This window comes from Sphingopyxis sp. 22461, from assembly GCF_052044915.1.
In the GTDB taxonomy this organism is placed as follows: domain Bacteria; phylum Pseudomonadota; class Alphaproteobacteria; order Sphingomonadales; family Sphingomonadaceae; genus Sphingopyxis.
Map to the genome: position 1 here is coordinate 212,816 of NZ_JBQENY010000007.1, position 12,983 is coordinate 225,798.

11 protein-coding genes are annotated in these 12,983 nt (G+C 66.0%); 5 read left to right on the forward strand and 6 right to left on the reverse strand.

All coding sequences use genetic code 11. From position 1 onward, the window contains the following. Nucleotides 1-486: 486 nt before the first annotated feature. Complete coding sequence (locus ACTJI5_RS13535; protein WP_440860680.1) at nucleotides 487-2,778, reverse strand: EAL domain-containing protein; 2,292 nt, start codon at nucleotides 2,776-2,778, stop codon at nucleotides 487-489. A gap of 114 nt (nucleotides 2,779-2,892) precedes the next feature. Continuing rightward, nucleotides 2,893-4,635, reverse strand: coding sequence for an acyl-CoA dehydrogenase (locus tag ACTJI5_RS13540; RefSeq protein WP_440860681.1), 1,743 nt, complete (start codon nucleotides 4,633-4,635; stop codon nucleotides 2,893-2,895). Between the two features lie 50 nt (nucleotides 4,636-4,685). Between ACTJI5_RS13540 and ACTJI5_RS13545 the strand changes: the two genes are divergently transcribed. Next, the gene (locus tag ACTJI5_RS13545) at nucleotides 4,686-5,639 is read left to right on the forward strand and encodes an L-threonylcarbamoyladenylate synthase (RefSeq protein WP_440860682.1); all 954 of its coding nucleotides are present in this window, start codon (nucleotides 4,686-4,688) and stop codon (nucleotides 5,637-5,639) included. Between the two features lie 29 nt (nucleotides 5,640-5,668). Here ACTJI5_RS13545 and ACTJI5_RS13550 read toward each other — a convergent pair whose 3' ends face one another. The 3 genes from ACTJI5_RS13550 to ACTJI5_RS13560 form a co-directional block, all read right to left on the reverse strand. Beyond that, nucleotides 5,669-6,571: a DMT family transporter gene (locus tag ACTJI5_RS13550; RefSeq protein ID WP_440860683.1), complete on the reverse strand. Its 903-nt coding sequence runs from the start codon at nucleotides 6,569-6,571 to the stop codon at nucleotides 5,669-5,671. Between the two features lie 195 nt (nucleotides 6,572-6,766). After that, nucleotides 6,767-7,546, reverse strand: coding sequence for an SDR family NAD(P)-dependent oxidoreductase (locus ACTJI5_RS13555; protein ID WP_440860684.1), 780 nt, complete (start codon nucleotides 7,544-7,546; stop codon nucleotides 6,767-6,769). A gap of 10 nt (nucleotides 7,547-7,556) precedes the next feature. Continuing rightward, complete coding sequence (locus ACTJI5_RS13560; RefSeq protein ID WP_440860685.1) at nucleotides 7,557-8,081, reverse strand: thioredoxin family protein; 525 nt, start codon at nucleotides 8,079-8,081, stop codon at nucleotides 7,557-7,559. Nucleotides 8,082-8,101: 20 nt separating this feature from the next. Between ACTJI5_RS13560 and ACTJI5_RS13565 the strand changes: the two genes are divergently transcribed. The 4 genes from ACTJI5_RS13565 to ACTJI5_RS13580 all read left to right on the forward strand — a co-directional run bounded on the left by ACTJI5_RS13565 (nucleotide 8,102) and on the right by ACTJI5_RS13580 (nucleotide 12,266). After that, nucleotides 8,102-9,619, forward strand: coding sequence for an acyl-CoA carboxylase subunit beta (locus ACTJI5_RS13565; RefSeq protein ID WP_440860686.1), 1,518 nt, complete (start codon nucleotides 8,102-8,104; stop codon nucleotides 9,617-9,619). Nucleotides 9,620-9,732: 113 nt separating this feature from the next. Beyond that, nucleotides 9,733-10,866 carry an acyltransferase family protein gene (locus ACTJI5_RS13570; protein ID WP_440860687.1) on the forward strand — a complete coding sequence of 378 codons (1,134 nt, stop codon included), beginning with the start codon at nucleotides 9,733-9,735 and terminating at the stop codon, nucleotides 10,864-10,866. Nucleotides 10,867-10,876: 10 nt separating this feature from the next. Beyond that, nucleotides 10,877-11,074, forward strand: coding sequence for a hypothetical protein (locus ACTJI5_RS13575; protein ID WP_440860688.1), 198 nt, complete (start codon nucleotides 10,877-10,879; stop codon nucleotides 11,072-11,074). An 82-nt stretch (nucleotides 11,075-11,156) separates the two neighbouring features. Then, nucleotides 11,157-12,266 carry a S41 family peptidase gene (locus tag ACTJI5_RS13580; RefSeq protein ID WP_440860689.1) on the forward strand — a complete coding sequence of 370 codons (1,110 nt, stop codon included), beginning with the start codon at nucleotides 11,157-11,159 and terminating at the stop codon, nucleotides 12,264-12,266. Nucleotides 12,267-12,358: 92 nt separating this feature from the next. Here ACTJI5_RS13580 and ACTJI5_RS13585 read toward each other — a convergent pair whose 3' ends face one another. Continuing rightward, complete coding sequence (locus ACTJI5_RS13585) at nucleotides 12,359-12,838, reverse strand: GNAT family N-acetyltransferase (RefSeq protein WP_058537389.1); 480 nt, start codon at nucleotides 12,836-12,838, stop codon at nucleotides 12,359-12,361. Nucleotides 12,839-12,983 lie beyond the last annotated feature (145 nt).

The following is a 12,983-nucleotide window of genomic DNA, read 5'->3' on the forward strand; positions in this document are numbered from 1 at the left end:
CCGCGATGCAAGACGCTAAATGACAGATTGGGGACTCAATTCGTCGATAATTTGATTCGTCTCGTCGCGGCAGATGCACGAGCGCGAGGCGCCGCGCCAGCCTTTCCGCGGGTTTGCGGAGCGATTGGCGTCGCCGGATCAAAAAGCGGAATTTTTTGAATGGGAAGACCGGAGCGAAAGGCGACGCCGGTAACGCCCTTCCGGTGCGGATCACCGCACCGGCAAGCGGTCATTCCGCGGCGGCCGTCATGCGGGTTTTGGACAAAAAGAAAGGGCCCCGGCGATGCCGGAGCCCCTCCTGAAACCTAATTCTGCTTAGGCCTGACCGCCAGCACTGTCCGTACCGGTGCCGCCCAGGAATTGCCAAAACCAACCCATGATAAATCTCCTGTTCGCACTGCCCACGAGGAACAGTTAACGGAGCATATACCTTAATTAGTAAGGTAAATCGAGTCTTAACTATAAGCATTGCTGCCAGTTTGGCAGCTATGCGGTGCGGTCTTTGGGAGGCGCGGCGAGCGTTGCGGTTAGTTCGGAAAACAGTTGAGGTTTTCCAAGATGATAGCCCTGTCCGACATCGCAGCCGAGGCCGGCGAGAAGCGCCATGGTTTCGGCGTCTTCGATGCCTTCGGCGACCGCGACGGCGCCGAGGCGGTGCGCGAGATCGATCGTCGATTTGACGACTTCGAGGTTCCGCTGCGAATCGCGCATCGTCATCACGAATCGCTTGTCGATCTTGATTTCGTCGGCCTCGATCTCGGTTAGATATTCGAGGTTTGACTGGCCGGTGCCATAATCGTCGATCGACAGGCGGATGCCGGTGCGGCGGAGCTGGGCGAGCGTCTGGCGCGCCTGGCGGCTGTTTTCGATCTGCGCGGTTTCGGTGATCTCGATCGTCAAAACCTCGGGCGGCAGGTGATGTGCGGTGAGCATGACGCGGATCGTGCCGACGAGGTCGCTGTGGTCGAGCAGGCTCGCCGACAAGTTAACCGACATGTTGATCGGAAGCCCGCGTTCGCGCAGCTGCGCGGCCGAGCGGATCGCCTGATCCATCACGAACAAGGTGAGGCGATAGATGTCCTGGCTCTTTTCGGCCTGGACGATGAACTCGTCGGGCGGGATCGGTCCGCGCGTCGGGTGCGTCCAGCGCGCGAGCGCCTCGACCCCGACGAGCTGCCGCGTCGCGATCTGATATTGCGGCTGGAAGGCGACCCAGATGTCGCCGCCGGTCAATGCGTCCTCAAGCTGCGAGTGGAAGCTCAATTGCCAGCCGGCGTCCTCTTTCTGGCGCGAAGTATATTTGGTCCACAGCGAGCGCGTGCGGATCGCGCGCTCGGCGGCGACGAGCGCCGCGGCGAGGCGCTGGGCGTTCGACCCTTCGAACTCGTCGTTGACCCCGAAGGCGATCGCGACGTCGACACGCAGCTCGCCGATCGTCAGCGGCGCGTTGAACAGCGCGGCAAGCCCCGCGAGTTGCCCTTCGATCTGGCTGTGCTGATAATAGGGGACGAGCCAGGCGAAGGTGCCGTCGAGATCGTGGTGCAGCGTCGTGCCCTGCGAGGCGAGCTGGAGGCGGCGTGTGACTTGTTCGACGAGCTTGGCGATACCGTCGCCCGGAATGAAAGCGGCGAGATCCTCGAAATTGACGACCTTCGCCGCGACGACGGTCGCGCTGCCGAACGCTGCTTGCGACCGCAGCGCCTCGAAATTCGGCAGGCCCGAGACCGGATTTTCGCGTTGTGCGGAAGCGCGGCGGCGGGTGCGCGACACGTTGGCGGCGATAGCGGCGATGAAGAAGAGCGCGGCGCCGATCCACGAGGTGACGAGCATGGTGCCGAGGAAGATCTTGCCGCCGATGAGGGTGGCCGTTGTGCCTAGGGCGATCGGAGCGAAGGCGCGTTGAAAGCGGGGGAGCAGCGCCAGTCCGATCGCCGCGACAGCGAATAGCAGCGGGGGAATCCAGCCGATGTCGACGGGATTTCCGCGCTTCAGCGTTTCCGCGGCGATGACGTGAAGGAAGCCGCCGGGAATGCGATTATGCCCCGGCAGATAGAAATAATCCTGAAAGCTGGGCGCGGTCGGGGCAAAGATCACATCCTTGCCAGCCAGTTCACGCGTGCCCACCTTGCCCGAAAGCAGATCAACTGCGCTATACTCCGGGATTGTCCGGGTGTTGTAGCCGAGATCGAGGCGAAAGCTCTTCGGCGTATCGCTATGCCGGCCGGCAATGATCGCGGCAAATGTCGGAAGCAGCCGCCCTTCGGCGCGATAAGCGATCGGAGCGCTCCAGACCTGCCAAAACTCGCTTTCGATGGCGATGCTCGCCATGGGAACATCGCGGCCAAATTGCTTGCTGGGAAAGGTCGTAACTTTTTCGTCGCTGCCGGGGACCTGGCGCGTCGAGACGGCGAGCACCACGCGGTCGCCCATATTCCTTACCGCATCGACGAATAGCGGGAAGTCGCGGTCCGCCTCCCGCCGGTCGAAATAGAAATCGATCAGGAGGCGCTTGGCGCCGGCCCGGTTCGCGGCGTCGACCACGTTTGCATATTGCGTCATCGAAAAGTTGCGGTTGGGCGATTGCGCCATTGTGCGCTCGTCGAGCGCGACCACAACGACCTGCCCGGTAACCGCGCGATTGGCGAGACGGCCGACGACCGCATCGAGCACCCGGTCGGCGATTTCGCCAGCCGACGAAATGCCCACCGCCAGCGTGATGAGCAGCGACAGTGCGATGGTTCGCCAGCTGATGATCAGACTTTTGACCGGGATGGGCACGCACGTCTCCAGCAATTGCCGGCCGTGCCTAGTCCCAGATGGTTATCATCGCGTTAATTATGAATGAAATCCTGCGCCGCGCGCCGGAGCATCAGGCGCAGGATTCCAAGTGTTTCAGGCGATCACGGGCAGCGGCTCCAGCGCCGCGTCGCCGGCGAGCGCCGAAGCGGCGAGGCCGGTCGCCGCAGGGACGATCTGTTCGAGGTAGAATCGTGTCGAGACGATCTTCGCTTCGAGGAAGGCACGGTCGCCATTGCCCTCTTCGAGCGCAGCGCGCGCGGCTCTGTGCTGGATCGCCATCAGCCATCCGCACGTCGCCGTCGCGAGCATCGTGAGATAGGGATAGCTGCCCGCGAGCCGGTCGCCGGTGTTCGCGCCGACCATCCAGTCCGTGACCGCGCGGCACGCGTCGACGAGCTGCTGCAGCTCGGGGAAATCGGCGGCGCCGTGTGCGATATCGTCGATGAGGCCGCGGACAAGATCGCCCCCCGCCATGCCGAGCTTGCGCCCGACGAGATCGGCGGCCTGGATGCCGTTGGTGCCTTCGTAGATCGGGGCGATGCGCGCGTCGCGATAATGCTGCGCGGCGCCGGTTTCCTCGATGAAGCCCATGCCGCCGTGCACCTGCACGCCGAGGCTCGCGACCTCGCAGCCGATGTCGGTCGCGTGCGCCTTCACCAGCGGGATGAGGATGTCGGCGCGCATCGCGGCGGCTTCGTCGCCGAGCTTGCCGAAATCGATCTGCGCCGCGGCGTAATAAGTGAGGGCGCGCGCGGCCTCGGTCTGCGCACGCATCCGCCACAGCATGCGGCGGACGTCGGGGTGCTGGTCGATCGTCACCGGGGTGCGGTCGGGCGAGCCCGCGAGCGACGACTGGACGCGCTCGGCGGCGAAGCGCTGCGCCTGCTGCGTCGCGCGTTCGCCGATCTGGATGCCTTGGCAGCCGATCATCAGCCGCGCATTGTTCATCATCACGAACATCGCGCGCATGCCGCCCATTTCGTCGCCGACGATCTCGCCGAGGCAGTCTTCGTCCTCGCCATAGACCATCACCGCGGTTGGCGAGCCGTGGATGCCGAGCTTGTGCTCGATCGAGGCGCAGTGGACGCCGTTCGAGTGCGCCGGCTTGCCGTCCGCATCGAGGCGGTATTTGGGGACGAGGAAGAGCGAGATGCCGCGCGTCCCCTCGGGCGCGCCGGGGGTGCGCGCGAGGACGAGGTGGACGATATTATCGGTGAGATCATGCTCGCCGAAGGTGATGAAGATCTTTTGCCCCTTGATCCTGTAGAGTCCGGCATGCTCGCCCTCGGTGACCTTTTCGGCGGTCGAGCGCAGCGCGCCGACGTCGCTGCCCGCGGCAGGCTCGGTCAGGTTCATCGTGCCGTTCCATTCGCCGGTGATCAGCTTGGGAAGCCAGGTCTGGCGCTGTGCCTCGGTGCCATAGGCCATCAGCGCGTGGATCGCGCCGGGGGTGAGGATGCTGCACAGCGAAAAGCCCATGTTCGCGCTGCCGAGCGCCTCGATCACCACCGTCGCGAGGGTGAAGGGCAGGTCCTGTCCGCCATAGTCGCCGGGGCCGTCGATGCTGCCCCAGCCCGCCTCGACGAACTGCTTGTACGCTTGCCTGAACCCCGGGGGCATCGTGACCTTGCCATTGTCCCACTTGGGATTGACCGTGTCGCCGACGCGGTTGAGCGGAGCATAGACGTCGGCGGCGAACTCGCCGATGCCGGTGACGATCGCCTCGACCATGTCGGGCGTCGCGGCGGCGAAGCGCTCGTGGCTCGCCATCGCGTCGACGCGTGCGATATGGTTGAGGACGAAAAGCTGTTCGGTGGTGGGCGGCGTGTAAGTCATGGGAGCCGACTTTCCTGGTGAATATCGTTGCGCGGGCGCTATAGCGCGGCATGGCTGATGGTCAAACGCGCATGACGACCGATATCCGCCGCTTTGGGGCGGAGGCGATGGCGCGCGCCGCGGGGCTGATCGGGGAGGGTTGGCCGGTCGCGGTGCCGACCGAGACGGTCTATGGCCTCGCCGCCGATGCACGCAATCCGAAAGCGGTTGCGCGGATTTATGCCGCGAAGGGCCGGCCCGATTTTAATCCGTTGATCGTGCATGTGCCGGACCTGGCGGCTGCCGAGGCGCTGGGCGTATTCGGTGCGGTCGAGCGGGCGCTCGCGGCGCGCTTCTGGCCGGGGCCGCTGACGTTGGTGGTGCCGCGTACTGATGACTGTCCGGTGGCGAGTATCGCGACGGCAGGGCTCGATACGATTGCGATAAGGGTGCCGGGGCATCGCGCGATGCAGGCGTTGCTGGCGGAGACGGGCGCACCGCTCGCGGCGCCGAGCGCGAATGCCAGCGGGCGGGTGAGCCCGACAAAAGCCGAGCATGTGCTGGCGAGCCTCGACGGACGGATCACGCTGGTGATCGACGACGGGCCGACGATGGCGGGCGTGGAGTCGACGATCGCGCGGGTGAAGGATGGCGCGGTCGAAATCTTGCGGCCGGGGCCGGTGACGGCGGATATGCTCGCGGCGGCGAGCGGGATGGCGGTGACGGGCGTGAAGGGATCGGACATCGTCGCGCCGGGGATGCTTGCGAGCCATTATGCGCCGGGCAAGCCGGTGCGGCTGGGGGCGACCGAGTTTGCCGACGCCGAGTATGGCATCGGGTTCGGTGCGATCGCGGGGGACTATGATCTGAGCGCGGCAGGCGATCTGACCGAGGCAGCGGCGCGGTTGTTCGATGCGCTGCATGCCGGCGCGGCGAGCGCGAAGGCGAAGATCGCCGTGGCGGCGATCCCGGTGGAGGGGCTGGGCGCGGCGATCAATGACCGGTTGGCGAGGGCGGCGGTTTAACTTCTCCCCTCCCATTTATGGGAGGGAGACTAAGCCGCCGCGGGCTCGATCGGGTCGCCGTGCGGTGCCTTGCGCGCGACGATCAGGCAGGCGGCGACGATCAGCAGCGCACCGGCGAACGTCGGCAGCGTGACGGCTTCGTCGAAGAAGAACCAGCCGAAGACCATCGCCCACAGGAAGCCGGTATATTCGGTCGTCGCAAGAATCTGCGTCTCGGCGCGGGCATAGGCCCAGCTCAACAGCAGGAGCGAGGTGGTCGCGAGGATCGCGGCGCCGAGGATGTGCGGCGCATGGCCCGCGGCAGGAACGGCGATGAACCATGGCGCGCCGAGCGTGAGGATCGCGGCGACGAAAAAATTCTGGAAGAAGGCGATCTCCATCGGTTCGGCCATTTTCGCCTGCCGCCGCGCGAGGATGAGGTTGTAGGCGTAGAAGATCGCCGAGAGGAACACTGCGCCGACCGCCCACAAGGCTTCGTCCGAATAATCGCTGCCGCCGAGTTTTCCCGCGACGATCACGATCACCCCGCAAAGGCCGAGCATCGACGCCGCGATCGAGCGCGGGCCGATCTTCTCACCCAGAAAGATCGCGGCCATATAGAGCGCCATCAGCGGCGCGACGAAAGCGAGCGCGATCGCCTCGGCCATCGGCAGCCGCGCGAGCGCCCAGAAGAAGCAGAGCGCCATCCCGGCGACGAACAGCGAGCGCCACGCATGGATCTGCATCGTCGCCTTGCCGGGCCATTTGGGGCGGCTCGCAACATAGAGCGCGCCCGCGAGGAGCGTGCCGGTGCCGGTGCGCCAGAGCACGGCGTTATAGGCGCCGATGTCGATCGACAGCCCCTTCATCAGCACGTCCATCGCCGAAAAGGTCGCGATGCCCGCACAGGCGATCAGGAAGGGGATGACGGGAGAGGCCGAATCGGGACGCATGACGGGGGCTGTACCTTGCCTTCTCCCCTTGGGGGAGAAAGATATGGGGCAAAGATCCTCCCTGTGGCGCAGCCATGGGGAGGTGGCAGCCCGAAGGGCTGACGGAGGGGCCTATGGCGCGACGTCGCGGCCCCTCCACCACTTGCTTCGCAAGCGGTCCCCCTCCCCATCGCTGCGCGACAGGGAGGATGAATCCTACCGAAACGTCGCTTGCCCGGCGCCGTCGATGTTGAGCTTCTGGCCCGAGCAATAGCTGTTCGCGCTCGAGACGAACCACACCACCGCCGCCGCGACGTCGGCGGGGACGGCGACGCGGCCGAAGGGCATTTTGGTGTCGAGGTGGTGGATGTCCTCGTTGCCGGTGATCGCGCGCGACAATTTCTCGCCCATGTCGCTGACGGTAAGCGCGGGGGCGACGATGTTGACGCGGACGCCGTTGCCGAGCTCCTCCTTGGCGAGTGCGTAGGCGAGCGCTTCGCCCGCGGCCTTGGCCATCGTGTAGGGCGCGCCGTTGGGTGAGTGGGAATAGGTCGCGATGCTCGAGGTGACGATGATGTCGCTGCGCGCGTGGCTACGCAGTTGGGGCAGCGCGAGGCGGCTGAGGCGGTGCGGGCCGGCGGCGTGGACGGCGAAGAGCTTGTCGACTTCCTCGGGGGCCGTGTCGGCCACCGCGAGGCCGCGGCTCGCGATGCCCGCGTTGTTGATCAGGATCGACATGGGGCCGAAATCGGCCTCGATCGCGGCGACCATCGCGGCGCAGGCGGCCTCGTCGGTGACCGACGCCTGATAGGCCTTTGCCTTGCGGCCGAGCGCTTCGATCGCGGCGACGGTTTCGGCGGCGGCTTCTTCGCCGCGGGTGTAGTTGACCGCGACGTCGGCGCCCGCTTCGGCGAGGCCGATCGCAATGCCGCGGCCGATCCCGCGCGAGGCGCCGGTGACGAGCGCGACGCGCCCCGCAAGAATCCCGTCGGCCATCAGTCTCTCCCTAGCCCATCAGTTCATTATAGATTTCGTCGTCGCTGCGGCTCGCGGCGTTGCGCCATTTGGGGGCGGCCTTGCGGTTGAGCACGGTGCCGTTCGCATCGAGGATCGCGACGGTCGGCGTGCCCTTGATCCGGAAGCCGAAGCGCTTGGCGACCTCGGGATTGCGACCCGAGCCGCGGATGTGCGGCATGCCGATGTCGGCATAGACGATTTCGTAGCGCCCCCGCACCGGAGCGAAGCGCTCGGTTGCGATGAGGTTGGCGAGCCACGCGCTGTCGTGACACCCGCCGGTGCCCATCACGAGGAGGACGGGCTTGCCCGACTGTTTGGCTTTGGCGAGGGCAGTGTCGATCGCTGCCATCGGGTTCGGGTCGAAGGCGTCGCTTCTGTAAGCATCCGCGACGCCCGGGATCGTGCGCGGTTCGCTGGCGATCGCGGGCGACAGGGCGAGCAGTGCGGCGGTGAAGGCGAGGGTGATCGGGCGGTTCATGCTACGACGATAGGTTTCGGATGACGTTTCCGTCAACGTCAGATAGCCTTCGCGCCATGAGCTGGAAAAATGAGATCGACGAACTCGGGCAGCGCCGCGCGATGGCCGAGAAGATGGGCGGCGAGGAAAAGGTCGCGCGCCAGCACGGACGCGGCAAAATGGACGCGCGGGCGCGGCTCGCGGGGATCGTCGACGAAGGCAGTTTTCGCGAGATCGGCAAGATCGCCGGGCGCGGGCGCTATGGCGCCGACGGCGAGCTGGAGGATCTGGCGGCGAGCAATTTCATCTTCGGGCGCGCGAATGTCGACGGGCGGCCGGTGGTCGCCTCGGCCGACGATTTCACCGTGCGCGGCGGCGCGGCCGATGCGGCGCTGCACCGCAAGTTCGTCCAGTGCGAGGCGATGGCGCATGAATATCGCCTGCCGCTGATCCGCATGATCGACGGCACCGGCGGCGGCGGGTCGGTCAAGACGCTGGAAGATATGGGCTATACCTATATTCCGCACGTGCCCGGCTGGGACGAGATCATCGCGAACCTCGATACCGTGCCGGTGGTGGCGCTGGCCTTGGGGCCGACCGCGGGGCTGGGTGCGGCGCGGGTGGTGGCGAGCCATTACAGCGTGATGGTGCGCGGGCTGTCGCAGCTGTTCGCGGCGGGGCCCGCGGTCGCGGCGGCGATCGGCGATACGCTCGACCGCGAGGAGCTGGGCGGCAGCGACGTGCATACGCGCAACGGCGTCGTCGACGACGAGGTCGCGAGCGAGGCCGACGCGTTTGCGGCGGCGCGGCGGTTCCTGTCGTACCTGCCTTCGTCGATCCATGATCGGGCTTTGCGGATCCAATGCAGCGATCCGGTCGACCGGCGCGACGAGAGCCTGCTGTCGGCGGTGCCGCGCGAGGCGAAGCAGGTCTATTCGATGCGGCGCATTACCAGCGCGGTGTTCGATCAGAGCAGTTTTTTCGAAATGGGCGCGCGCTGGGGGCGGGCGGTGATCACCGCCTTTGCGCGATTGGACGGCTATCCGGTCGCGGTGCTCGCGAGCGACCCGTCGTACCTCGGCGGATCGTGGGATGCGAAGACGAGCGAGAAGGCCGAGCGTTTCGTGAAGATGGCCGACCAGTTCCGGCTGCCGATCGTCCATCTCGTCGACAACCCGGGCTTCATGATCGGCGGCGAGGCCGAGCGGACGGGAACGATCCGGTACGGGGTGCAGGCGATGAATGCGATCTATCGCGCGACAGTGCCGCTGGCTTCGGTCGTGGTGCGGCGTGCCTATGGCATCGCGGGGAGCGCGATGTCGAACGCCGAGCGGTTCCAGTATCGCTTCGCATGGCCATCGGGCGACTGGGGCAGCCTGCCGATCGAGGGCGGGGTCGAGGTCGCTTACAAGAGCGAACTCGAAGCCGCCGAGGATCCCGCGGCGCATCTGGAGGCGATCCGCGAGCGGCTCAATCGCGTGCGTTCGCCGTTCCGCACGGCGGAGAAATTCGGAGTCGAGGATATTATCGACCCAAGGGATACGCGGCCGTTGCTGTGCGAGTTTGCCGAGCTGGCGTGGCGGGTGGTGAAATAGCAGAACTATTCGTCATTCCGGCGAAAGCCGGAATCTCGACCTTGCGTTTGCATCGCGACGGTGAGATCCCGGCCTTCGCCGGGATGACGAAATGGAAGGCGGGAGAGGCTGCCATGAACGCTGGACGCCATCATGGCATGGACTGGCTGCGGATCGGGGCGTTCGGGCTGCTGATCCTCTATCATATCGGCATGTATTTCGTATCGTGGGGCTGGCATGTGAAGATCGCGCAGCCGATCAACTGGGTGCAGCTGCCGATGCTCGCGACGAACAGCTGGCGGCTCGCGCTGCTGTTTCTCGTGTCGGGTTATGCGAGCGCCGCGCTGTTCGCGAAGCTTGGCGGCAGCGGCGCCTTTGCGCGGTCACGAAGCGCGCGGCTGCTGATCCCGCTCGCTTTCGGCATCATCGTCATCATCCCGCCGCAGCCGTGGATCGAGCTGGTCGGCCAGCATGGCTACACGCATGGCTTCCTGCATTTCTGGCTCCATGACTATTTTCGATTCGGATCGCTCGAAGGGATCGTCCTGCCGACGTGGCAGCATCTGTGGTTCGTCGTCTATTTGTGGGTCTATACGATGCTCGCCGCGATCCTCGTGGCGCTGATGCCGGGCGCGATCCGGACCCGGATCGCCGACGGCGCGGCGCGGTGGCTCGGCGGCGCTGGTCTGCTCGTCTGGCCGCTCGCGGCGTGGCTGCTCATCGATGCCGCTTTCCCCGACCATGACGAGACGCACGCGCTGTTCGACGACGGGCCGTCGCATCTTCACTATCTGATCCCCTTTCTTGCCGGCTGGCTGCTCCGGGTGCGGCCGCAGCTGTTCGGCGCGGTGGCGCGCTGGTGGCGCGTGGCGCTGGCCATCGCGGTGGTCGCTTTCGGGGTTGTTGCATGGATCATGTGCCTCTGGCTGACCGGCGCGCAGCCCGCCGACTGGGGCACGCTGCCGTTCGATATCGCGCATCTGGTGCAGGGCTGGACGACGATCGTCGCCTTGGTCGGGATTGCCGACCGTTACTGGAACCGCGATCACCCGTCGCGTACAACGCTCGCCGAGGCGGTGTTCCCCTTTTACATCATCCATCAGACGATCATCGTCGTTGTCGGCTGGTATCTGCTGCAAGCAGGCGTCGCGGCGTTACCGTCGTTCCTCGTCCTCGTGGTGACGACGACAGTGGGATGCTGGCTATTCTACATTATCGGGCGCAACATCGGCTGGCTGCGGCCGCTGATCGGATTGCAGAGCAAATAGGGAGGGCGACATGGGAGCATTGAAGGGCGTCTTGGCGATCGTCGGCATCGCGGCGATCCTCGTCGGCGGGCTCTGGATTCTCCAAGGGCTCGATATCGTGCGCTGGCCGGCGAGCAGCTTCATGCTCGGCGAGACGGTCTGGACCCGCAACGGCGTGATCCTCGCGGTCGTCGGGGCGGTGCTGCTCTGGTTCGCGCGGAAGAAATAATCCGGATCGACTACAAATGTAGTTGATCTGTATTGCCGATATGATACACCTTCTTCCAGCCGGGGCTGGATTGGAGATGAGGATGATTCGTTCTTCGCGTATTTTGCCTGCGCTATTGCTTGCCGCCGGGATGGGGGTCGTGCCGGTACTGGCGCCCCCGCCTGCCTATGCGGCGGACGAGGCAAGCGCCGATGCGGTCGCCGAAAAATATGCGGCCTTGCTCGAACGCGACTATGTCTATCCCGAGACGGGCAAGCGTTATGCCGCGGCGATCCGCGCGGGCATTGCGGCGGGGCGCTACAAGGCGCTCTCCGGCCCCGCGTTGGGGGAGGCGATCGATGCCGATGTGAATGCCGTCGCGCCCGACGGCCATCTGCGCCTGCGCGCGCCCGAGGCCGCGGGCGCGCCGGCAGCCGCAGCGCCGGGCGCTGCCGCGCCCGTGCGCCGCCCGCCGAAGGTGCCCGTCGAACAGGCGGGCTGGATCGCGCCGGGGATCGCCTTCATCCGCTTCAACGTCTTTCCGATGGACGCGGCGGTGACGGCGCAGGCCGCGAAATTCATGGCCGACCATGCCGATGCGAAAGCGATCATCTTCGACATCCGCACGCATAACGGCGGCGGGCTCGACCAGATGGACGTGATCTTTCCGTGGCTGTTCGCCGAGCCGACCCGGCTGGTGACGATGGCGACACGCGCCTCGGTCGATGCGCGCGGCGGCTCGCCGATCGACGGGTTGCCGTCGATGCGCGTGGTAAAGAGCGACGCGGGCATGGTGGCGCGCGAACATTGGGCGACGCCGAACGCCGACACGCGGCTGCGCGATGCGAAAGTCTATGTGCTGACCTCGGGTGCGAGCGCGTCGGCGGCCGAGCATTTCTCGCTCGCGATGAAGCATACCGGGCGCGGCACTTTGGTCGGCGCGCCGACTGCGGGTGCCAATCATTTCGGCAGCGGCGAGGATCTGGGCGGCGGCTATGGCGCCTTCATTCCGGTCGGGCGGACCTATGATCCGGGGACCGGCAAGGATTGGGAAGGCGAGGGCGTTTTGCCCGACATCGCGGTCCCGCCCGCCGATGCGCTGGTGCGCGTGCTCACCGACCTCGGCGTGGCGCCGGCGGAGGCGAAGACGCTGTCCGACGCGCATATGCCGAGCTGGCCGATGGAACGGCGGAAGCCGCGCGGGGCGCGCTAGCTTCCCTCTTTCATCATGCCGGACTTGATCCGGCATCGCGCTTTGCCACGTTGAAGAAGCGGGACCCCGGATCAAGTCCGGGGTGACGAAATCTAGGAGGTCGCGAGCTTCGTCAGCGCATCGCCATCGACGCGCATCACCGTCCATTCGTCCATCAGCTTCGCGCTGAGGCTTTGGTAAAAGCCGATCGCCGGGGCATTCCAGTCGAGCACCGACCATTCGAGGCGCGCGCAGTCGCGTTCGACGCAGAGCTTGGCGAGATGCGCGAGCAGCGCCTTGCCGAGCCCCGATCCGCGCGCTTCGGGGCGCACGAACAGATCTTCGAGATAGATGCCGGGGCGCCCCTCGAAGGTCGAGAAATTGTGGAAGAAGAGCGCGAAGCCCTGTGGGCTTCCGTCGATCTCGCCGATCACCACCTCGGCATAGGGGCGCGGGCCGAACAATTTCTCGCCGAGCTTCGCCTCGTCGAAGCGGACTTCGTGCGCGAGCTTTTCATAATCGGCGAGGTCGCGGATGAACTGCGCGATCAGCGGCAGGTCGGCGGGGGTGGCGGGGCGGATCGAAAGGGTCACCGGGCTATCCTGCTGAGGGGGACGTTGCGGCGCTTTTAACGAGCGGAGGGCAGGGGGCAATGGCGCTTATCCGGTCAGCGAGAAGGTGCGCCCTTGCCGCCGCGCCGGCACCCTGTAATCAGGAACGGCGACAGGGTGGCGCAAA

Bases quoted from the DNA above. Each gene is read 5' to 3' on its own strand.
- ACTJI5_RS13540 (WP_440860681.1), bottom strand. From the start codon at position 4,635: ATGACTTACACGCCGCCCACCACCGAACAGCTTTTCGTCCTCAACCAT.
- ACTJI5_RS13545 (WP_440860682.1), top strand. From the start codon at position 4,686: ATGGCTGATGGTCAAACGCGCATGACGACCGATATCCGCCGCTTTGGG.
- ACTJI5_RS13550 (WP_440860683.1), bottom strand. From the start codon at position 6,571: ATGCGTCCCGATTCGGCCTCTCCCGTCATCCCCTTCCTGATCGCCTGT.
- ACTJI5_RS13555 (WP_440860684.1), bottom strand. From the start codon at position 7,546: ATGGCCGACGGGATTCTTGCGGGGCGCGTCGCGCTCGTCACCGGCGCC.
- ACTJI5_RS13565 (WP_440860686.1), top strand. From the start codon at position 8,102: ATGAGCTGGAAAAATGAGATCGACGAACTCGGGCAGCGCCGCGCGATG.
- ACTJI5_RS13570 (WP_440860687.1), top strand. From the start codon at position 9,733: ATGAACGCTGGACGCCATCATGGCATGGACTGGCTGCGGATCGGGGCG.
- ACTJI5_RS13575 (WP_440860688.1), top strand. From the start codon at position 10,877: ATGGGAGCATTGAAGGGCGTCTTGGCGATCGTCGGCATCGCGGCGATC.
- ACTJI5_RS13580 (WP_440860689.1), top strand. From the start codon at position 11,157: ATGATTCGTTCTTCGCGTATTTTGCCTGCGCTATTGCTTGCCGCCGGG.